The 20,397-nt window shown below is 70.9% G+C and carries 15 protein-coding genes and 2 pseudogenes; 8 read left to right on the forward strand and 9 right to left on the reverse strand.

Translation table 11 applies throughout. The features are described from left to right. Positions 1-7 precede the first annotated feature (7 nt). From AB0J80_RS00465 to AB0J80_RS00475, 3 genes are all read right to left on the reverse strand, one after another. Positions 8-2,014: a biotin carboxylase N-terminal domain-containing protein gene (locus AB0J80_RS00465; protein WP_364698743.1), complete on the reverse strand. Its 2,007-nt coding sequence runs from the start codon at positions 2,012-2,014 to the stop codon at positions 8-10. A 29-nt stretch (positions 2,015-2,043) separates the two neighbouring features. Further along, entirely contained in the window at positions 2,044-3,489 is a 1,446-nt protein-coding gene (locus AB0J80_RS00470; protein ID WP_364698745.1) for a carboxyl transferase domain-containing protein, read from the reverse strand. Between the two features lie 261 nt (positions 3,490-3,750). Then, on the reverse strand, positions 3,751-4,428 hold the full coding sequence (locus tag AB0J80_RS00475; RefSeq protein WP_023562908.1) for a Crp/Fnr family transcriptional regulator: 678 nt from the start codon (positions 4,426-4,428) through the stop codon (positions 3,751-3,753). A 203-nt stretch (positions 4,429-4,631) separates the two neighbouring features. Between AB0J80_RS00475 and AB0J80_RS00480 the strand changes: the two genes are divergently transcribed. From AB0J80_RS00480 to AB0J80_RS00505, 6 genes and pseudogenes are all read left to right on the forward strand, one after another. Beyond that, a complete protein-coding gene (locus AB0J80_RS00480; protein ID WP_364698747.1) occupies positions 4,632-5,813 on the forward strand; it encodes a CapA family protein in 1,182 nt (393 codons plus the stop codon). 111 nt (positions 5,814-5,924) lie between these two features. Next, positions 5,925-6,761: an endonuclease III gene (gene nth, locus AB0J80_RS00485; protein ID WP_364698749.1), complete on the forward strand. Its 837-nt coding sequence runs from the start codon at positions 5,925-5,927 to the stop codon at positions 6,759-6,761. Then, entirely contained in the window at positions 6,758-7,441 is a 684-nt protein-coding gene (locus AB0J80_RS00490) for a TlpA disulfide reductase family protein (protein ID WP_364698751.1), read from the forward strand. Before nth ends, AB0J80_RS00490 begins: the two co-directional genes overlap by 4 nt. A 182-nt stretch (positions 7,442-7,623) precedes the next feature. Beyond that, positions 7,624-8,253, forward strand: a pseudogene (locus tag AB0J80_RS00495) (CoA pyrophosphatase); the annotation flags it as partial. A 193-nt stretch (positions 8,254-8,446) separates the two neighbouring features. Continuing rightward, positions 8,447-9,625, forward strand: coding sequence for a MarP family serine protease (locus AB0J80_RS00500; protein ID WP_364698753.1), 1,179 nt, complete (start codon positions 8,447-8,449; stop codon positions 9,623-9,625). Positions 9,626-10,397: 772 nt separating this feature from the next. After that, positions 10,398-10,850, forward strand: coding sequence for a transposase (locus AB0J80_RS00505; protein ID WP_364698755.1), 453 nt, complete (start codon positions 10,398-10,400; stop codon positions 10,848-10,850). Between the two features lie 998 nt (positions 10,851-11,848). Here the strand turns inward: AB0J80_RS00505 and AB0J80_RS00510 are convergent. Beyond that, positions 11,849-12,283, reverse strand: a complete 435-nt coding sequence (locus AB0J80_RS00510) for a transposase (protein WP_364698757.1) — start codon at positions 12,281-12,283, stop codon at positions 11,849-11,851. Positions 12,284-12,285: 2 nt separating this feature from the next. On the opposite strand from AB0J80_RS00510, the gene AB0J80_RS00515 reads away from it, so the two are divergent. Together AB0J80_RS00515 and AB0J80_RS00520 are read left to right on the forward strand one after the other, a co-directional pair. Continuing rightward, positions 12,286-12,810 (forward strand): hypothetical protein, encoded by a 525-nt coding sequence (locus tag AB0J80_RS00515; protein ID WP_364698759.1) that lies wholly within the window; start codon positions 12,286-12,288, stop codon positions 12,808-12,810. Beyond that, positions 12,707-13,036: a hypothetical protein gene (locus AB0J80_RS00520; protein ID WP_364700193.1), complete on the forward strand. Its 330-nt coding sequence runs from the start codon at positions 12,707-12,709 to the stop codon at positions 13,034-13,036. The genes AB0J80_RS00515 and AB0J80_RS00520 overlap by 104 nt, the downstream gene beginning before the upstream one ends. 42 nt (positions 13,037-13,078) lie before the next feature. Here AB0J80_RS00520 and AB0J80_RS00525 read toward each other — a convergent pair whose 3' ends face one another. The 5 genes and pseudogenes from AB0J80_RS00525 to eccCa all read right to left on the reverse strand — a co-directional run bounded on the left by AB0J80_RS00525 (position 13,079) and on the right by eccCa (position 20,362). Further along, positions 13,079-13,297 carry a hypothetical protein gene (locus AB0J80_RS00525; protein WP_364700195.1) on the reverse strand — a complete coding sequence of 73 codons (219 nt, stop codon included), beginning with the start codon at positions 13,295-13,297 and terminating at the stop codon, positions 13,079-13,081. Positions 13,298-13,347: 50 nt separating this feature from the next. Beyond that, positions 13,348-13,530: pseudogene (locus AB0J80_RS00530) on the reverse strand (leucine zipper domain-containing protein); the annotation flags it as partial. Positions 13,531-13,945: 415 nt separating this feature from the next. Further along, positions 13,946-14,230, reverse strand: coding sequence for a hypothetical protein (locus AB0J80_RS00535; RefSeq protein ID WP_364698760.1), 285 nt, complete (start codon positions 14,228-14,230; stop codon positions 13,946-13,948). Between the two features lie 300 nt (positions 14,231-14,530). Then, on the reverse strand, positions 14,531-15,727 hold the full coding sequence (gene mycP / locus AB0J80_RS00540; protein WP_364698762.1) for a type VII secretion-associated serine protease mycosin: 1,197 nt from the start codon (positions 15,725-15,727) through the stop codon (positions 14,531-14,533). A gap of 660 nt (positions 15,728-16,387) precedes the next feature. Beyond that, on the reverse strand, positions 16,388-20,362 hold the full coding sequence (gene eccCa, locus AB0J80_RS00545; RefSeq protein WP_364698764.1) for a type VII secretion protein EccCa: 3,975 nt from the start codon (positions 20,360-20,362) through the stop codon (positions 16,388-16,390). Between the last annotated feature and the right edge of the window lie 35 nt (positions 20,363-20,397).

Below are 20,397 nucleotides of genomic sequence, written 5' to 3' on the forward strand. Positions count from 1 at the left end.
ACCGCGCTTATTCCGGGTCCAGCACGGCCAGGAGCTCGCCGGTGTCGACCTCCGCGCCCGGGTGCACCGGCAGCGAGGCGACCACGCCCGCCGAGGGCGCGTGCACCGGGTGCTCCAGCTTCATCGCCTCGAGGGTGAGCAGCAGCTCGCCCGCCCGGACCCGCTGACCCGGGACGACCAGCACGCGCCGGACCGCGCCGGGCAGCGGGGCGATGAGCGAACCCTCGGTGGCCTCCGGGGCGGGCAGCGGGAAGCGGGACAGCTCGCGCAGAGTGACCGATCCCTCGGGGCTGTCCACGTACGACACGTCGCCGACCCGGTGCACCTTGAGGCTCAGCCGGATCCCGTTGACGTCGAGGTCGACCCGGGAACCGTCGGCGTGCACCACGACCGTCGGCGGGTGGTCGTCCAGGGTCGGCGCCTGCCCCAGGCCCGCCAGGTCCAGCTCCTCCGGATCCACCGCGCGGACCCACCAGCCCGCCAGCTCGCCGTGCCGGTTCATCCGGTAGCCCACCTCGACCGGGCCGGCCGGGCCGTCGTACACGGCCGTCTGCGATCCCGACGGCACGTTGCGCCAGCCCGAGGGCAGCGAGCGCAGGACCGGTGCGGACGCCCGCCGGGCCGCGGCGCCGGCCAGGGCGGCGGCCAGGCAGGAGATGCGGACGGCGTCGACCGACGACAGCAGCGGCGCGAACACCTCCGGATGCCGGTCGAGGAAGCCGGTGTCCACGTCGCCGGCCCGGAAAGCTCCGTGCCGCAGGACCCGGACGAGCAGGTCGCGGTTCGCGACGACACCGTGCAGTTCGGTACGGGTGAGCGCCGACGCGAGCATCCGCGCGGCCTCCTGCCGGGTGGGAGCCCACGCGACGAGCTTGGCGAGCATCGAGTCGTGCTGGCCGCCGACCACCGAGCCGTCCACCACCCCGGCGTCCAGGCGCAGGCCGGGCTGGGGCAGCGGACGGAAGGAACCGGCCACGTCGGGCACCTTGAAGCGGTGCAGGGTGCCGGCGGCGGGCAGCCACGCGTACGCCGGGTCCTCCGCGCAGATCCGCACCTCGATGGCGTGGCCGCGGATCGGGGGCGGGCCGGGCATCGGCAGGGTGCCGCCCTCGGCGATGAGCAGCTGCAGGCGTACCAGGTCGTAGCCGGAGACGCACTCGGTGACCGCGTGCTCCACCTGCAGGCTGGGGGTGAGCTCGAGGAACCAGAACGCGCCGTCGTCGGCGAGCAGGAACTCGACGGCGCCGGCGCCCACGTACCCGATGGACCGGACCGCCAGGATCGCCGCCCGGCACAGCTCCTCGCGCAGCCCGGGGTCGACCGCCGGCGACGGCGTCTCCTCGATGATTTTCTGGTAGCGGCGCTGGACCGAGCACTCCCGCTCCCCGAACGGCACCACGGCCCCGTGCGCGTCGGCGATGATCGGCACCTCGATGTGCCGCACGTTCTCCAGGTACGGCTCGCAGAACACGTCGTCGCCGGTCTCCTGCCGGGTCGACGCGACGGCCTCGGCGAGCGCGACCGGGTCCCGGACCACCCGCATGCCCGCTCCGCCGTTTCCGCCGGCGGGCTTGATGAGCACGGGGAAGCCGTCCACCGCCTCGGGGTCGGTGTGCGTCGGCAGTACCGGCACGCCGGCCTCCGCGACGACCCCCTTCGTCTCGATCTTGCTGTGCAGCGTGCCGAGCGTCTTCGCCGGCGCCCCCACCCAGATCATGCCCGCGTCGGCCACCTCGGCGGCGAACTCCGGGTCCTCGGCGAGCACCCCGTTGCCCGGGTGGATGGCGTTCGCACCGGCCCGCTTCGCCGCGGCGATGATGAGGTCGCCGCGCAGGTACGTCGAGGCCGGCGTGCCCCCGGTCAGGCGGACCGCGTAGTCCGCCTCCGTGACGTGGGGCGCGTCGGAGTCGGCATCGGAGTAGACGGCGACCGTCTCGATGCCGACCAGGCGGCACGTGGCGAAGACCCGGCGGGCGATCTCCCCACGGTCGGCCACCAGAAGACGTCGGATCACTGCTCTGCTCTACCTTTCGAAAAACGCCGTCAGGGCCGGAAGACGCCGATGTGTTCCGCGCCCTCCACGACCGCACTGTGCACCGCGGACAGGCAGAGGCCGAGCACCGTACGGGTGTCCCGGGGGTCGATCACGCCGTCGTCGGGCAGCTTGCCGAGCGGCACCTCCGCCGGCCGCTCGACCGGCCAGCTGAAGAGGAACCGTGGTTCGTACGCGCGCCCGTAGATGCCCCCGGCCTCCTCCGCCGGAGTAGCGCCGATCATCAGCGTCAGGTGGGGGACGGTCGACTTGGCGACGGCGTGCACCAGCGGCGCCCCGTGCCGCACGTCGGCGGCCTCGTTCGGCTCGGCCGCGGGCGCGCCGGTGTACTGGACGAAGAGCAGGGAGGTGGCGGTGGCGTTGGCCAGCTGGATGAAGTGCACCGCCTTCTGGGTCTCGGCGGGTGAGAACGCGCCGCCGAGGTTCGCCACGACCCCGAGCGGATAGCCGTGCAGCTCGCCCCAACCGGTGACCAGCCCGGTGCCCTGCGCCGGCTTGAACTCGTCGAAGTCGCTGCCGTCGAGGATCCGGGCCAGCACCTCACGCGGGTCGAAGATCGACGCCGGGTCGGTGCCGGCCATGGTGAGCAGGTCCTCGGCGTCGTACTTCGGCGGCGCGGGCGGGAAGTTCCGCGGGGCGGGGCCGCGCTTGCGCCAGTTGAAGCGGCGTACGCACTGCCGGGCCAGCCGCAGCCCGTCCCGCTCGTCCTCGGCCAGCTGGTCGGCGGGCCCCGTCACCCCGGCCGGCACGGTGGGGGCGCTGCGGACCTCGGGCGCGGGCCGCCCGTTGGCCACCGAGGCGCGGATCGGCTGCGGGTGGATGGTCAGCATCTTCGCGTGCCCGCGAACCATGATCGTGTAGTCGGACAACGCCGGCAGATAGGCGGCGTCGCCGTTGGTGGCGCCGAAGACCACGCACACGGTCGGTACCCGCTCGGCGGTCAGCTGGCTGAGGTCCCGCGCGATCGCCCCGCCCGGCGGCGGCCCGGTGGGCGCGGCCGCTCCGGTGGACTCGACCAGGTTCACCAGCGGCAACCGGTTCACCGAAGCGATCCGCGCGGCCCGCCGGATCTTCTCCACCGTGTACGGGTTGACGGCACCGCCCTCGACCGTCGGATCGTTCGCGATGACCACGCACTCGACACCCTCGACGACCCCGATCCCGGTGACGACGCTCGCGCCGACCGGGAACTCGGAGCCCCACGCCGCGACGGGCGACAGCTCGAGGAATGGGCTGTCCTGGTCGAGGAGCATCTCGACGCGCTCGCGAGGCAGCAGCTTCCCGCGCGCGTGATGCCGGGTGACCCACTTCTCGCCGCCCCCGGCCCGAGCCGCCTCGAGCGCCGTCTCCAGCTCGGCGAGCCGCTCGAGCATCGCGCTGCGGTTGGCCAGATAGGCGAGGGTGCGCGGGTCGATAGCGGTGTCCAGCACGGTCACGTCGTCACCCCGCTGCGCTGTACGCCCGCCACCTCGTTCAAAGCCGCGCCCTCTCGACCGTCGTAGTGCCTCTCGACCACCTCCGTAACGAGCGGCTGACCGGGTGCGACACGGATCTTGACGGGCTGGCTTTGTCCCCTGATCAGGTGGGAAAACGCGGATAAAGGGGCGATATGACCGTTATGCAGGCACGCTGAAGGGGTCGTCCGTCAGGACGACCCCTTCCTCGGTCCGGCGTGGTGTGTTCCGTCGCTGAGCTGCTCAGACGCGTGCGCGTCGAGCCAGCCGCTCCGGGTCCAGGATGATCACGCTCTTGCCGTCGAGCCGCAGCCAGGCGCGCGACGCGAAATCCGCCAGCGCCTTGTTGACCGTCTCCCGCGAGGCCCCGACGAGCTGGGCGAGCTCCTCCTGCGTCAGGTCGTGCGTCACCCGCAGCACGCCACCGTCGCGCGTGCCGAACCGGCCCGCCATCTGCAACAGGTTCTTCGCCACCCGGCCCGGCACGTCCGTGAAGATCAGATCGGCCAGGGCGTCGTTCGTCCGGCGCAGCCTGCGGGCGAGCACCCGCAGCAGCTGCTCGGCGATCTCCGGGCGGTTGTTGAGCCACGGGCGCAGGGACGACTTCTTCAACCGGGCGAGCCGGGTGTCCGTCACCGCCGTCGCCGTGGCCGTCCGCGGTCCGGGGTCGAACAGCGACAGCTCGCCGAGCATGTCCGACGGACCCATGATCGAGACAAGGTTCTGCCGGCCGTCCGCGGCGCGGCGGCCGAGCTTGATCTTCCCGGAGAGAACGATGTAAAGGCTGTCGCCCGCCTCGCCCTCATTGAAGACGATGTCGCCCTTGCGGAACTCGATCGTCTCCATCTCCTTGGCGAGCGCCTCGGCAGCCTCCGGGTCAACGCCCTGGAAGATCCCGCTGCGAGCCAGTACCTCATCCATCGCTGTACCTCCGACTACGCGCTTCGCCGCGCCCGATCAGTCTAGGCGCACGGGGCCCACAAACGGGCGGCCACCCCTCGATCCAGATCTCGCAGCGTAACCACTCCGGCCGCCGAGGTGGGAAAAACCGTCGCTCTCGGTGAGCGGCGATCGGCCGTTCGACGGTCGTACCGGCACGTCGCCCGACGGTATCGTCCTCGTCGATGAATGCCCAGCCCCCGCCGCACCGACCGGGCCTCTTCGGTCGCCCGATCCTGACCCTCACGATCGCCGTCGCCGCCCTCGTGGGCGCCGGCCTGGGCGGGATCGCCCTCGCGGACCGCGGGCCGCAGGACACCGGGGCCATCTGGCAGGCACCCCTCTCGGCAGCCCCCTCCCGCACGCCGTCGGCACCGCCATCAACTACTCAGAGTAGTGAGAGTGTTACGCTGTCGGCGACCGGGGACATCATCATGGGCAGCGCGCCGAACAAGCTGCCCGCCGACGACGGCGAGGGTTTCTTCGATCCCGTCAAGCCGGGGCTCAAGTCCGACCTCGTGATGGGCAACCTCGAGCAACCCCTCACCGGCGACACCGGCACCTCGAAATGCGGCACCCCACCGCGCCCCAACTGCTTCGCGTTCCGCTCGCCGCCGTCCTATGCCAACCACCTCGTGGACGCCGGCTTCCAGCTGATGAACACGGCCAACAACCACTCCAAGGACTTCGGTACGCAGGGCTACAAGAACACCGTCGAGGCGCTGGAGAAGGCCGGCCTCGAGCACACCGGGGCCGAGGGCGAGATCGCGGTGGTCGAGGTCAAGGGTGTGAGGGTCGCGGTCGTGGGCTTCTCCCCGTACGCGGGAGCCAACAACCTGAACGACCTCGACGCGGCCCGGACCGTCATCGCTGAGGCCGCCGGCCGGGCGGACATCGTGGTGGTCCAGGTGCACATGGGCGCCGAGGGCTCCGACCAGGGCCACGTGAAGCCGGGCAACGAGCTGTTCTTCGGCGAGAACCGCGGCGACCCCATGAAGTTCTCCCGCGCCGTCATCGACGCGGGCGCGGACGTGGTCATCGGGCACGGGCCGCACGTGCTGCGCGGCATGGAGTTCTACAAGGGCAAGCTGATCGCGTACAGCCTCGGGAACTTCGCCGGCGGCGGCAAGACACTGAGCCGCAGCGGCGTCCTCGGGTACGGCGGCATCCTGCACGTCACCCTCACCCGGGACGGCGAGTTCGCGGGCGGCAAGTTCCTCTCGACGGCCATGAACCCCGTCGGGCGGCCCACCCGTGACAGCGAGAACGAGCGCGGGCTCGCCCGGGTCCGCGAGCTCTCCGCGGACGACTTCGGCGACACGGCGGCGAAGATCGGCAAGGACGGCTCCATCGCCGCCCCGGCCTGACCTTTTTCCTCACGTTCACCCGACCTGCTGCCGGTATCCGACCGTTTTGCGGCGCTTCCGGGACCTTTCCGCGGACGAGAAATGTCGGCGGGGCGACGTACTCTTGCTCGCGTGAGTCGTCCCCCCGTCGCCGCATCCACCGGTGCGGCCGTGCTCGTCCGGTCGGCCAAACGGTTCGCGGGGGAGACGCCCATCGGGCGCAAACGCCGGGCCCGCAAGATGGCCAAGGTGCTGGCCGAGACCCACCCCGACGCGCACTGCGAGCTCGACTTCGAGACGCCCCTGCAGCTCGCCGTGGCGACCATCCTGTCCGCCCAGTGCACGGACAAGAAGGTCAACGAGGTCACGCCGATCGTCTTCAAGCGCTACCTGACGCCGGCCGACTACGCGGCGGCCGACCGGGCGGAGCTCGAGGAGATCCTGCGCCCCACCGGGTTCTTCCGCGCCAAGACCGACTCGCTCATCAAGCTCGGCCAGGCCCTGGTCGAGCGCCACGACGGCGAACTACCGGGCAAGCTCGACCAGCTGGTCGCCCTCCCCGGCATCGGCCGCAAGACCGCCAACGTCATCCTCGGCAACGCCTTCGACGTCCCCGGCATCACGGTCGACACGCACTTCCGCCGCCTGGTCAACCGCTTCGGCTGGGTCCAGGAGGAGGACCCGGTCAAAATCGAGTTCCAGGTCGCCGACCTCATCGAGAAGCGCGACTGGACCATGCTGTCGCACCGCATCATCTTCCACGGCCGCCGCGTCTGCCACGCCCGCAAACCGGCCTGCGGCGCCTGCACCCTGGCCACGATGTGCCCCTCCTACGGCACGGGCCCCACCGAGGCGGCCCCCGCCGCCAAGCTCCTCAAGGGCCCCCGAGCCCGCGACCTGGCCACCCAGGCGGGCATCGACCCCGACCTCGTCCCGGCGGCGGCGGTCGTGGCCCCGGAGGCCCCGTGAGCAGTGACCCCGCGGGCCGCCGCCCGGCCGGATCGGCCCTGCCGAGGTGGCTGACGCCGCCGTTGGTGCTGCTCCTGGCCGCGTGCACGGCCACCGAGGTCACGCCGGACCAGAGCAAGGCCGCGTCCCCGTTCGCCGACTGCACGACGCTGACCACGCCCCCGGCCGCCGGCTCTGGCTCTTCGCCGGGCGTCGCTTCGGACGGCACGACGGCTGCCGGGGCTTCCCATTCACCGGGCGTTTCCGTCTCCCAGGTCGTGGCCGACCTGCCGGACGTCACACTGACGTGCTTCACCGGCGGGGCACCGATCCGGACCACCGACCTGCGCGGCCCCGCCGTCATCAACCTGTGGGGCTCCTGGTGCGGGCCGTGCCGCGAAGAGCTTCCGCTGATGCAGGAGCTCGCCGACGCGACCGCCGGCAGACTGCACGTGCTCGGCGTCGACACGCGTGACGATCGGGATGCGGGCGCCTCGTTCGCCACCGACCACCGCGTCACGATCCCCACGCTCTTCGACCAGGACCAGAAACTGCTGGTGGCGCTCGGGCGCACCACGCTGCCGGTCACCGTTCTGCTCGACCGGGACGGCAAGCGGTTCGTCTACACCGGCAAGGCGCTCGACAAGCCCACCCTGGGAGCGCTGGTCCGCACCCACACCGGCGTGACGGTGACCGGATGACCCCCGACGCCGCCGGCCGCGAGGGCCCGATCGCCGGAGTGCGTGCTCCCTTCGGCGCGCGGCCGCCGGGGCAGGCTTCCGCCGGCCGGCGTTCGGACGTTCCCGGTTCGAGTGGCGACGGTGTGCGGCCGCTGGAGCGGGCCTCCGCTGACCGGCGTTCGGACGGTTCGGGCGGCGACGGGGTGCGGCCGGTGGGGCTGCCCGGATGGTGGGAGCCGTTGCTGACGCGGGCCGCCTCCGCGCGTACCGAAGATTTCACCACCTTGCGGGCGCCTGCTTCCGGGGGGCGACCCAGCGCCGTGCTCGTACTTCTCGGGGAGGAGCGGGCCGGGGAGCCGGACCTGCTGGTGCTGCAGCGCGCCGCGACCATGCGCAACCATGCCGGTCAGCCGGCGTTCCCGGGCGGCGCGGCCGACCCGGACGATCGCGACCCGGCGGCTACCGCCCTGCGCGAGGCCAGCGAGGAGGTCGGTCTCGATCCGGCCAGCGCCACCGTGCTGAGCACGCTGCCGGAGCTCTACATCCCGGTGAGCCGGTTCGTGGTCACGCCCGTGCTGGCCTGGTGGCACGCCCCGCATCCGGTGCATCCCCGGCAGCCGGCGGAGGTCGCCCACGTCGCGCGGCTGCCGATCGCCGAGCTGGTCGATCCCGCCAACCGGATCCGGGTACGCCACCCGAGCGGCTGGGTCGGCCCGGCCTTCCAGGTGCGCGGGATGCTGGTCTGGGGATTCACCGCCGGGGTCATCTCCGCGCTGCTCGACATGGCCGGGTGGAGCCGGCCCTGGCGCCCGGGTCGCATCATGGAACTGCCCGACCCCGCACCCCGGCCGTCCGACCCCGCACCCCTATCGTCCGAACCCCTCCTACGTCCCCACGGCTCCGCGCCTTCGTCCCACGATCCTGCACCGATGCCCCACGGTCCGGTGGCGGCGGCCGACGCTGCGGCTTCGGCGCCTACCGCCTCTGACGAGGTGGTCCCATGACCGTCACTTCTACCTTGAGCGAGTGCTTGTGGTCGATGGAATCCTGATCCTGCTCATGCTGGTCTTCGCGATCAGCGGCTACCGGCAGGGTTTCGTCATCGGGGCGTTGTCCTTCGGCGGGTTCTTCAGCGGCGTGCTGATCGGCCTGCAGGTGGGCCCGCTGATCGCCAACCAGTTCGCGGACGGCACGGTGCGGCTGGTGGTGTCGCTCGTGGCGATCTTCGCGCTGGCGGTGCTCGGGCAGACCCTGGCGGGCTGGCTCGGGACGAAGCTGCGCCGCGCGATCGACAGCCGGCCGTTGCAGCGCCTCGACGACGCCGGTGGGGCCCTGGTGTCGCTCATCGCCGTGCTGCTGGTCGCCTGGCTCATCGCCGTACCGTTGGGATCGACGCCGTTCCCCGAGATCAACCGGCAGGTTCGCAGCAGCGCGGTCCTCAACGGCATCAACAAGCTCATGCCGGACCAGGCGGAGGCCCTTTCGGCCGGCCTGCGCGAGTCGCTGAACACCAACGGCTTCCCGGACGTCTTCGGCGGCCTGACCCGCACCAACGCGCGCGAGGTCGCGGCGCCGGACCCGGCCCTGGCGAAGAGCCAGGTCGTGATCAACTCCCGCAAATCGGTCATCAAAGTCCTGGGTACGGCCCCCAGCTGCTCCCGCCGCATCGAGGGCTCCGGATTCGTGTACGCCAACGAGCGGGTGATGACCAACGCCCACGTGGTGGCGGGCACCCGCAACGTGCAGGTGGAGACGCAGAACGACCGCCTCGAGGGCAAAGTCGTCGTGTACGACCCCGAACGCGACCTCGCCGTCATCTACGTCCCGGGCCTCCGGGCGCCGGTACTGGACTTCGTCCCCAAGCCGGCCGGCACCGGCGCCAACGCCATCGTCCTCGGCTTCCCGCTGGACGGCCCGTACAACGCCCAGGGCGCGCGGGTCCGCGACGTCAGCAACATCACCGGACCGGACATCTACGACTCGGGCAACGTGACCCGCGAGATCTACACGATCCGGGCCCTGGTGCAGAGCGGCAACTCGGGCGGCCCGCTGATCGCCCCCAACGGCGACGTCCTCGGCGTCATCTTCGCGGCGGCCGCGGACGACCGGAACGTGGGTTTCGCGCTGACAGCAGCCGAGGCGTCAAGCACGGCGAGGCTCGGCATCGAACGAACCCGCGGCGTCCGGACCGGCGACTGCGCCTGAGGGGTCGGCGAGCTGTGCGGTCGGCCTGATCGGCGACTCCGGCACCGGGAAGTCACACCTGCGCATCGCCGCGGGCACGGGAGCTGCGATGGCCGGCTCCATGTCCGCTACGTGCCGGCCACCAAGCTCGTCAACGTGCTCTTCCCAGCGTTGACCGAGCGTGAGCAGGGGTCCGTCGCGTCAGAGCCAAGGCCTTCACCGATCCGCGGCTGTGCGCCGCGACCGCCGACCGAATCACAGATCTACCGCGCAGGCCCCCTTCCAGACCCGCGTCACGTCATCCCCGGCCACTTGAAAGGGCTCCTGCGCCGCCCATGCTCGCCGAGAGCGCGGTGGACGGCAATCGCACTCACGGAGCCGGCCTTGCAAGGTTGCCTACCAGCAGCGGACAGGCTGTTATCGAAGCCGCACGACCACCACGCCGCACTCCTCGACCAGGCGACGAGAGCTTGGCGCGCGGCGAGTGGTGCATCGCGCGGGTCGCTCTTGCCGCTGCTCACCGCGCGCAACCTCGCATCGATGGACCCCGTGGAGCATTGCGACTACTGCTGGTGGTCCGTAACACGAGCGCCTCGGCCAGGACCGCAGCAATCAACACTCTCAAAGCGTTGATCCGGACGACGTGCGTGAAGACCTCCCCGGCCGAACAGTCGTCGATCAACTCGCTCGCATCGGCCGACTGCGCGCAAAGACCAGGGACACTGTCGAACGACGCACATTTGTAGCGGCTCTGCGCAGGCTCGCGTCCCGGATCCGCGTACTTGACCAAGACATGCGCGCCAACGAACGCGCGCTCACCGACAGCGTTTGCGGTATGCCGCCTGAGCTACTCGAGCAGCCCGGTGTCGGCCCGTTCAGCGCCGCGCAAGAGCTCGTCGCGTTCTCCGGCCCCGGTCGCTGCCGCACCGAGGCCGCCTTCGCCGCCCTCGGTGGGGTATCCCCGCTCGAGGCATCCTCTGGCCGGGTTGTTCGTCGTCGCCTCAACCGACACGGGATCGCCAACTCAACCGTGCTCATCGCCACCAGCCGAATGCGCTACCACGACGAGACCAAGACTTACCGGGACAGACGCATCGCCGAGGGTAAGAGCGACTACGAGATCCGACGCTGCCTCAAACGGACCATCTCCCGATCGCTCTACCGCCTCGTGCAACGAACACTAGCGAGCAGCGACCGCTCGGGCGAGTCAAAGCCAACCTCTGCTCACCTTGCGTTGGCAGGGTGATCCGCTACCGCCTGCATCGGCGATATCCGAATTTGCCGAGACGAGTTCGTCGACAGTTTCCGCAAGGGGTCTCGTTCGCCTTTCCGCCCGTAACCGGCGGCGGTCGCCGCGCTGGTCCGGTGGGACAATGGCCGCTGATGGGATGACGCCGCCGTATTCGCGTGCAGGGAAGCGGCGGCCGGGTGGTGACCTTTTCTGGTCGCAAGATTTGCCCGGCACGATCGATGCGCGGCTGTCGCGTCCGGCGGGGTGGCGGTGGTCCGGCGGCGCGCGCCTGTTGCGCGGCCGCCGTCTCGAGTCGGTGCTCCGCTGCGCCGGCGCTTGGCACTGTGCCGTTTGCAGGTGCGGTGCCTCGCCCAGGGTCGTCGTCTTGTGCTGGCCTGTCCGGCTGGTCGGGATGACGAGTGGGGCTACCGGGATACGTCATGCTGGGCGGCGCTCCGGGGCGCCGATCACCGGGGTATGAGTCGCCGGAGCGGACGCCGCTGAGGTGCGAATCGCCAGGACGCGGATTGCCAGGGCGCACATCACTGACGTACGAATCGCCAGGACGCGGGTCACCGGGGCGGACGTCACTGAGGTGCGAATCGCCAGGACGCGGATTGCCAGGGCGGAGGTGATGAGGGCCGGGTTGCGGGTTCGCGGTCTCGTGTGGCCGGCGCAAGCGCCGGGAATGACGCCGCACCAAGCCCCATGAGCGGTGCCGCGCATGCTCGCGCCGGAACTCTTCAGCGGCCGGCGAATAATTGCGAAGCAGCGTCCGGTCCCGCACATTCTTCGTGGGGAACAATGCGAGCTGCGTCATTTCTCCATTGTCTCAGGCGCCCCTCATGATCCACGAACATGACCGCCCGTATTTCATATCAAGAAATGATCCGTGGTCGACTGGATGATCCGCTGGTCCGGCCTTGCGGGAACAGTTACAGGACACTGAGGTCGAGCGCGTTGATCTGCCGCCTTTCGTGCGCGCGGGGGAGCGCGGGCGTCACCCCTCTATGTCAAGAGGCCGCGGCAAGGTCTGCTCTAAGGTGGGTTTCGGCGGGTCCGGAAAATGACTTCTCCGAAGCGTCGATCATGGGGTTGAGGTCGGCCGCGCTGGATTGCAGAGTCGCCCCTACGTGTCCTCCCGGGCTCGTCTCCAGCCGTCTGGCATCGGCGACCATCCGTTTGTAGACGATGTTGGACAGCCGGCGTTTCAACGCTCGCATCGCTTCCATCGGGGTTTTGCCGTCGGCTAGTTTGCGCTGGCGGGAACGGCGGCCTTCGGTGTCACGGCGTAACTGGACCACAGCCATGATGTGCAGGGCGTGGTTGATGCGCCGGTTTCCGGCCCGGGAGAGCCGGTGCCGGTTCTGATCGCCGGAGGACGCGTCGATGGGGGCGGTGCCGTTCCACGACGCGAAGTGCGCGGCTGGCGAACCGAGCGATGTCACCTATGTCGCCGATCAGGCGGGCGGCGCCGGACGGGCCGATGCCGATGAGTTCTTGCAGGGTGCTGCCGGTTGAGGCAACCGACGCCCTGAGGTATGCGGTCGGCGGCCGTACGCGTTTCAGGTTCGACATGTCGCGCCCAGAGGACCGAAGCGGCCCCGATGCTGCCGATGTCGACGCCTACCTCACGGACCTGCCCTTCGGGCACGATGGCGACGCTGACTGGCGCGTGGCTGGGCTCGCCTTTGCCGAGCGCGTCACCGGGGTGCGCCTGCCGGTCGACTTCCCGGCCTGGGACATGCCGGGCGTCCTCCTCGACGAACGCCGGCTCGTCGACGAGGCCGGCATCCTGAGCGATGAGCCTGGCTCGGAATGCGGCAATGACCGGGACCTTGTCGAGTGTCGGCGCGGCAATGACCTGCTGAATGAAGGCGTCGGTCCGGGAAGCGATGGAGTCCCTGGCCCTCGGGCATCTGCCACGTCCCGAACTCCGCGCCGACCTGACGGCCCTCAGCGACCACTACTTTGAGCGAAGTCGGACGATGACAGGCTGGCACAGTGCGGACCTGTTCCGGCAAGGGCGCGCTGTCAGCGACTTCATCGACGCCGCATTCGACCGGGCCACCTCCGGCGGCGGCTACCCGTTCCGAAACGCGGATCTTCAACGACAGGCCGACGTGCTGGGCCGGTGCGCCTCCCGCGCGGCGAGCGATGCGCGGCAAGGCTCGTCATCACACCCCCATGAGCATTCCTGACGCCCGGCACACGACGTCGCACCCTCACGGCATCCCTCTGTGTCAAGAGGCGGCGAGCAGCGGTGTTCTAGAGTGGGCTTCGGCGGGTCCGGGAAGTGACTTCTCCGAAGTGTCGATCTTGGGGTTCGGGTCGGCCGCGCTGGATTGCAGAGTCGCCCCCATGTGTCCTCCCGGGCCCGTCCTGAGCAGCTTGGCGTCGGCGACCATCCGCCGGTAGACGATGTCGGACAGGCGTCGTTTGAGCGCGGGTAAGGCCTCCACCGGGGTCTTCCCGGCCGCGAGCCTGCGTCGGTAGGAAGCCGGTGCGTGGTGCTGCAGCGGTCACGCAGGCCACCGTCGCCTTCAGCGCGCCACCGAGCCAGCCATTTGTGGCCGGTGGCACGCGATACGCCGAGTTCCTGCACGACATGCGCGACCGGGCGGCGGTCATGCACGACACGCTCGATGAGCAGGCGTCTGCCGTGCACGGTCAGCCGGGCATTACGGTGGGCCATAGAGACCTCCGGTCTAATGGGCCTCGAACCGGCCTGTTCTGGTAGAAGGGGTCGGGTCCACACCGCCAGGAGTCGAGCACTGATTCGGCCAGACCTTCGAGGTCTACATCTGATATGAGGGTGGTTCCTGTCAATAGGCAGGCGGAAACGGCGTCCTGAGCTTCGCGCTCGGGGCGTCATTTGCGCTGGTGGCCGGGCGGTTGAGGCGGGTCGTGTGCGTGTCGTCGGGCGACGCGCGGTCAGACTGATATGCGCGGGTTGGTTACCGCAGGACGGGCTGTTCGGCTGGAGCGTTCCGCTGGTCTAGCAATGACGAGCGTGACGCCGCCGGGCGGCGTTGCTCATAGGTGTAACGCGGGTCGCTCCACGCGCTGCCACGCCCGCCTCAACCGGCCGGCTGCTCAAGGTGGGAGCCTCAGTCGTCGAGGACGGCCAGTGACCAGCACCAGCCGGCCAGCTCCCGAGCGATCGCGACGTTGGCGATCACGGGTCTCTTGCCGCGGGCGGTGAAGCTCTGCCACCGCTGATGCAGCCGGTGGTTCCCGGCGTGACCACGCGCCCGGGCCGCCGGCGAGGCGAGGTTCCACCGCGCACGCATCGTCGCCCCCGGATTGCGGTAATCCATTCGGTGATGCCACGCGGCCTCGACCAGCAACCGTCGGGCATGGATGTTACCGGTTGCCTCGTCGGCATCCTCCACGGCTGCCTCCGCCACCACCAGCCCTACAACGAAACCACCGCCTGGCCGGCCGCAGAACCACAACTGGCCATCGCCGCTTGACTTCTTGAGCACGTGGGATGTCTAGGTGGCGCCCGAACCCGGCAACATTGATCATGCTCGGTCGGCCGACGCGGCGCTCAAAACTCGCTGACGAAATCAACAGCGCCCACGGCGGTCCCGGCGCCTGTTCTCGCCTCTGGAGCCGGGGATGCTCTCGACTGTCCTGAGCGTCGACGGGCGTTCCCGCCGAACCGGTGCTGCTGGGCGTCTGAGCGGGCGTCAGGTGACGTTGGCGAAACGGCGGATCGTCACGGCGGCCGCGACGGCCGAGAGCAGGAACAGTGCTCCCGCCGCCCACCAGCTGCGGGGTTCCTCGGCCGAGCCCGCGTCGCCGGAGGCCGTGGCCGTGCCGGCGTCGGAGACCCGGGCCTGGGCGCCGGCGGCGTTCCTGGTGGCGTCGTCCGGGGCCGACTGGGCCTGGCCGGAGGCCGGGGCGTTGCCGAAGCGCGCGATGCCCGGCGATGCGGTGGTGTCCAGCGGGTTGCGCATCACCGTGGGGATCTCGGCGGTCAGGGCGGCCGCCGGGTCGACCATGCCGTAGCCGAAGTCGGCGTCCCGGCCCGCCGGGCCTCGGTCCTTGGCCGTCTTGATGATCCGGTTGACCACCTCGCCCGCGGACATCGTGGGCCAGCGGGACCGGATGAGGGCCGCCGTGCCCGAGACCATGGGGGCCGCGAAGCTGGTGCCCTGGACGCGCCAGTAGCCGTCGTGGGAGCCGTCCGGGCGGGCGCCGACCAGCTGGGTGGCGGGGGCGGTCACCACCGTCTCCTTGCCGGTGATCGAGCCCGACCAGAGGGCGTTGCCGTCCTTCTCCATGCCGGCCACGGCGATTACGCCGGGCTCCCGGGCCGGATACCAGACGCCCGACGACGAGGAGGCGCTCACGTTGCCGGTGCAGGCGACGACGACCACGTCCTTGGCGAACGCGTAGTCCAGTGCCGCGGCCAGCGCGGGGCTGCTGCCGTTGCCGCCGAGGGAGAGGTTGATGACGCGGGCGCCGTTGTCGACCGCCCAGCGGACGCCCTTGGCGACGATCATCGCGTCGTCGTACCTGTTCTCGCGGTCCAGGACGCGGACCGGGAGGATCTTGGCTTTAGGGGCGATGCCGACCACGCCGGCGGCGTCGTCGCCGCGGCCCGCGATGATCGCCGAGACCGTGGTGCCGTGGCCGACCAGGTCGGTGTCGCCGTCGCCCTGGGGGTCGACGAGGTCGAGGCCCTTGAGCACCTGGCCCTGCAGGTCGACGTGGTCGGCGTCGACGCCGGAGTCGATGACGGCGACCGTCACGCCTTCCCCGGACGAGTAGGTCCAGGCGCCCGCCACGTTGAGCGTCTTGAGGTGCCACTGCTCGGCGCGGACCGAGTCGCCGGCGAGGGGCTCGGGTCCGGTCAGCGGGTCGGCGGCGGGCGCGCTCACCGGCCGTGCGGCGGCAGCCCCGCCGGCGGTCGACGACTCCACAACGGACGAACCGGAGGAAGCGGACGAGCCAGAGGAGGCCGGGGAGCCGGAGGACTTCGGGGAGTCCGGGGAGCCAGAGGAGTCCGGGAAGTCGGTGGAAGTAGACGATCCTGAGTGAGACGCCTCGGAAGTAGACGAATCAGAATGTGACGTCTCAAAGGCTGAAGGAACTGAACTCGAGGTTTCCGCGGCCGACCCGCCGCCACCGGCGGCGAACCCACCCGAAGAGGCCTCGGATGCGGCGCCGGACCCGCCCGCTGAAACCGCAGAAACTGCGGAAGTGGCGGGGGCAATGGCGGCAGGCGCGGCGGCAGCGGGAGCCGCGGACGCGACGGCCGGGGCGAAGACGGGGGCCGCGGTCAACCCGGCGGCCACACCGGCCGCCCACAGACGTGCGGCAAGAAGTCTCACCAACGGGCACCGCCGCGTTCCGGGGACGGCGCGGAAGCGTCACGCCGGGACGGACGGGACGCGTGCGGTGCTTCGCTCACAGCGCTCACTGGACGGCGGACCATTCTGACGGGCGGTCGATGGAGGGAGATTACTCCGAATCCGCGCGTTGTCGCTGGGGTCTGTCGATGTGGATCGCACCCTTGGTGCGTCTGGGCAGGTCGGAGCTCAGAAGGGAGGCAGGTGGGAAAGCTGCACCAGCCGGACACCCTCACGTCGGGTGACCAGGCGGCCACGCCCTGGTGGCATCAGGGTGGGGCGTACGGGGCCGATGAGCGCTCCCTCGTCCGACGGGCCGGTCATCACGAGGCCGGGCGACGACAGTTCGCGCAGGCGCTGGATCACCGGGTCGTACATGGCTCGGCTGGCGCCGCCGGCCCGGCGGGTGACGATCAGGTGCAGGCCGACGTCTCGGGCCTGGGGGAGGTACTCGAGGATCGGCTGGAGCGGGTTCGTCGGGCCCGACGCGATCAGGTCGTAGTCGTCGACGAGGACGAACAGCTCCGGACCGTTCCACCAGGAGCGCTCGCGGAGCTGCTGGGCGGTCACGTCCGGGCCCGGCAGGCGGCGTTCCATGTAGCCGGCCACCGACTCCATCAGCTCGAGGGTCTTCTGCGCCTGGATGCCGTACCCGATGCGGTGGTCGCTCTCCGGCAGATCCATCAGGCTGCGGCGGTAGTCGACCAGGATGATCCGGGCCTCGGTCGGCTGGAAGCGCCGCATGATGGTGGTGGCGAGGGCGCGGAGGAACGACGACTTGCCGCATTCGGCGTCGCCGAAGAGCAGGAAGTGCGGGTCGCTCGCGAAGTCGATCTCGACCGGTTGCAGGTCCGCCTCGGCGATGCCGATCGGCAGGCGCAGGCCGGTCGAGCGGTTGAGGTCGATGTCGGCGTACGGCAGCGACGGGGGCAGCAACCGTACGCGGGGCGCGACGGGCCCGGTCCACGCGCTGGCGATCATCTTGACCAGCTCGGTGGACTCGGCGTTGCTGAGCTCCGGCCGTACCGTGAGGAAGTGGAGGGCCTTGTTCTTGTCGGTCGGGTGCTCGACGAGACCACGGCCGGGCTTCTCCGGCACGTTGATCGCCTGCCGTCGGTTGACCGAGGAGTCGGTAGGGTCGCCGAGGCGCAGCTCCACCTTGGAGCCGAAGAGGTCGCGGATCGCCGGGCGGTAGTCCATCCAGCGGGGTGCGCTGGTCACCACGTGGATGCCGTAGGAGAGTCCACGGGTCGCGATGTCGGTGATCACGCCTTCGAGCTCGTCGTAGTCCTTGCGCAGCGTGGTCCAGCCGTCGACGACGAGGAAGACGTCGCCGAACGGGTCCGCTTCCGCGCCGGTGCCGAGGCCGGACTGGGCCGCGCGGCGCCGCCGGTAGGACGCCATGGAGTCGATGCCGAGCTCGCCGAAGCGCTGCTCGCGCTCGCTGAGCAGCGTGGAGACCTCGCCGACGGTACGCCGGACGCCGACCGCGTCGAGGCGCCCGTAGACACCGCCGACGTGCGGCAGGTCGCGCAGCGTGCCGAGGGAGCCGCCACCGAAGTCGAGGCAGTAGACCTGGACCTCGGCCGGGGTGTGGGTCAGTGCCAGGCCGCACACGAGCGAGCGCAGGGTGGTCGACTTGCCGGACTGCGCGCCGCCGACCACGGCCACGTGGCCCGCGCCGCCGCCCAGCTGCAGCCACATCACGTCGCGCAGCTGCTCGCGGGGCTTGTCGATGAGAGCGATCGGCACCTGCAGGGCGCCGTGCAGTTCCGGGTTGGCGAACGCCAGGCCGCGCGCCGGGTCGGCAACGACCGGGCCGAGCAGCTCGTCGAGGGTCGCCGACTTGTTCAGCGGCGGCAGCCACACCTGGTGGGCGGGCGGTCCCTGGCCGTTGAGCCGGTCCACCATCACGTCGAGCAGGCTCTCGCCGGCCGGCACGTCCTCCGGCTTCGGCTGGACCGGTTGCACCGGCTTGGGCGCCGGCACGTAGTGGGTCGAGTAGGCGAGGACCTGCGGCGCGGCGCCGTCGCGGGTCGTGCCGGGACCGCGGCTGCCGGCTTTGCGGAAGACCCCGGACACGTACGCGGCCTTGAAGCGTACGAGGGGCTCGGTGCCGAACTTCATGTAACCGTGGCCCGGTGCGCGGGGCAGCTCGTACGCGTCCGGCACGCCCAGCACCGCCCGCGACTCGAGCGCGGAGAAGGTTCGCAGACCGATCCGGTACGACAGGTGGGTGTCGAGCCCGCGCAGCCGCCCCTCCTCCAGCCGCTGGCTGGCGAGCAGCAGGTGCACCCCGAGCGAACGCCCCAGCCGTCCGATCTGCACGAACAGGTCGATGAAGTCCGGCTTCGCCGAGAGCAGCTCGGAGAACTCGTCGCAGATGACGAGCAGCGAGGGCAGCGGTGGGAGGGCGGCGCCGCCGGCCCGCGCCTTCTCGTAGTCGCGCAGGCTCGCGTAGTTGCCGGCCTTGCGCAGCAGCTCCTGACGCCGGATCAGCTCGCCGTCGATCGCGTCGACCATGCGGTCGACCAGCGGAAGCTCGTCGGCGAGGTTGGTGATGACGGCGGCGGTGTGCGGCAGCCGGTCGAGTGAGGAGAACGTCGCGCCGCCCTTGAAGTCGACCAGCACGAAGTTGAGCGTCTCGGAGGAGTGCGTGGCCGCGAGCGCGAGCACCAGCGTGCGCAGCAGCTCCGACTTGCCGGAGCCGGTGGCGCCGATGAGCAGGCCGTGCGGGCCCATGCCGTCCTGGGCCGACTCCTTCAGGTCGAGCTCGATGGCGGAGCCGTCGGCGCCCAGGCCGATGGGCACCCGAAGCTTGTCCCGGTTGGGCCGCGGCAGCCAGGCCTGGGCGACGCTGAACGACTCCGGGTCGCCCAGGTTGAGCAGCTCGGCGAGGCCCATCTCGGTCGCCAGGGGCGTGTCCGCCGACTTCGACATGGCGGCCAGCCGCAGCGGCGCGAGACGCCGCGCGACCGCTTCGGCCTCCTCCTCGCTGAGCCGGTCCGGCGTGCCGACCTCCGCGGCGTGGTCCATCGCGTACGTGTGCAGCTCGCGCCGCCCACCGTCGGCGCGCACCTCGAGCACGAGCAGGGACCGGTCGAGCAGGCGCGGCGGCACGTCGTCGAGGTCGAGCACGGTGACGCCGTCGATGCCGTCGTCGAGCTGGGTGGCGCCCTTGAGGTCGGCGCCGTCGAGCACGATGACCACGTGCGGCCCGCTCGTGCTGACGCCTGCCGGGTTGAACCGGGGCCGGTTGCCGATCACGTCCTCGAGCAGCTTCTCCAGGTCGGGGCCGGCGCTGGCGACGAGGCGGACCTGGCCGAGGCGGTCGGTCCGCGAGGGGTGCAGGTTGTGCGGGAGCCACTTGACCCACTCCCACATCGCCCGGCGTTCCGGCCCGGCGCAGACGGCGATGATGAGGTCGTCCGGGGCGTGGAAGGTGGCGAGCTGGGTCAGCACGGCCCGGGTGAGGGCGCGGGCGTCGGCCTCCCCGTTCGGACCGTTGCCGCGCAGGAACACCCGCGCGAAGCCGCGCAGCGACACCGCGACCGGCAGGTCCGGAACCACCGAGTACGCGTCGAGGAACCGCCGCAGCGCGCCCGCGGTCATCGGCTCGAGGTCCTCGAGCGGCCGGGTCACCGGCGGGATCAGCGGCGTGGCCAGGGTCTGCGGGCCGACCGCGAGCCGGACGACGCCGAAGTCCGGGTCGGCGGAGCGGCGTTCCCACACCCGGTGGCTGCCCGCGGTGGACCACAGTTGGGTCGGGTCGGGGTGGCGGTAGAAGAGGCCGACCCGCTGCTTGGTCGCGGTGTCGCGGACGCGGCGGCGCAGGCTCGCGAGGTGGCGCAGATACTCGCGGCGGGCGGCCATCATCTCGGTCTTCTTGGGGGAGCCGCTGCCGCCGAAGGACGTGGCCAGCATGGCGAGCGACGAGACGCCGAAGAGGCCGCCGATCACGTACGACAACGGGCCGGTTTTGCCCTGGCCCATCATCATCGCCATCGCGACGGAGCCGCCGAGCATGGGCAGCACCATGAACGCCTGCTGCCAGCGGCCGCCGACCGCCTGGGGGATCTCGGGCGGCGGGTCGACGGCGAGCTCGCCGGTCGGGATCTCCGGAGCCGGGCGCCGCGCGGCCCGCTTGATCACCACCGTGCTCATAGGTCCCTTTCCCCCATCCGACCGCCCCGCCCGCC

This window comes from Actinoplanes sp. NPDC049548, from assembly GCF_040676695.1.
Taxonomy (GTDB): domain Bacteria; phylum Actinomycetota; class Actinomycetes; order Mycobacteriales; family Micromonosporaceae; genus Actinoplanes.

Bases quoted from the DNA above. Each gene is read 5' to 3' on its own strand.
- AB0J80_RS00475 (WP_023562908.1), bottom strand. From the start codon at position 4,428: ATGGATGAGGTACTGGCTCGCAGCGGGATCTTCCAGGGCGTTGACCCG.
- AB0J80_RS00480 (WP_364698747.1), top strand. From the start codon at position 4,632: ATGAATGCCCAGCCCCCGCCGCACCGACCGGGCCTCTTCGGTCGCCCG.
- AB0J80_RS00505 (WP_364698755.1), top strand. From the start codon at position 10,398: ATGCGCGCCAACGAACGCGCGCTCACCGACAGCGTTTGCGGTATGCCG.
- AB0J80_RS00515 (WP_364698759.1), top strand. From the start codon at position 12,286: ATGTCGCCGATCAGGCGGGCGGCGCCGGACGGGCCGATGCCGATGAGT.
- AB0J80_RS00520 (WP_364700193.1), top strand. From the start codon at position 12,707: ATGAAGGCGTCGGTCCGGGAAGCGATGGAGTCCCTGGCCCTCGGGCAT.
- eccCa (WP_364698764.1), bottom strand. From the start codon at position 20,362: ATGAGCACGGTGGTGATCAAGCGGGCCGCGCGGCGCCCGGCTCCGGAG.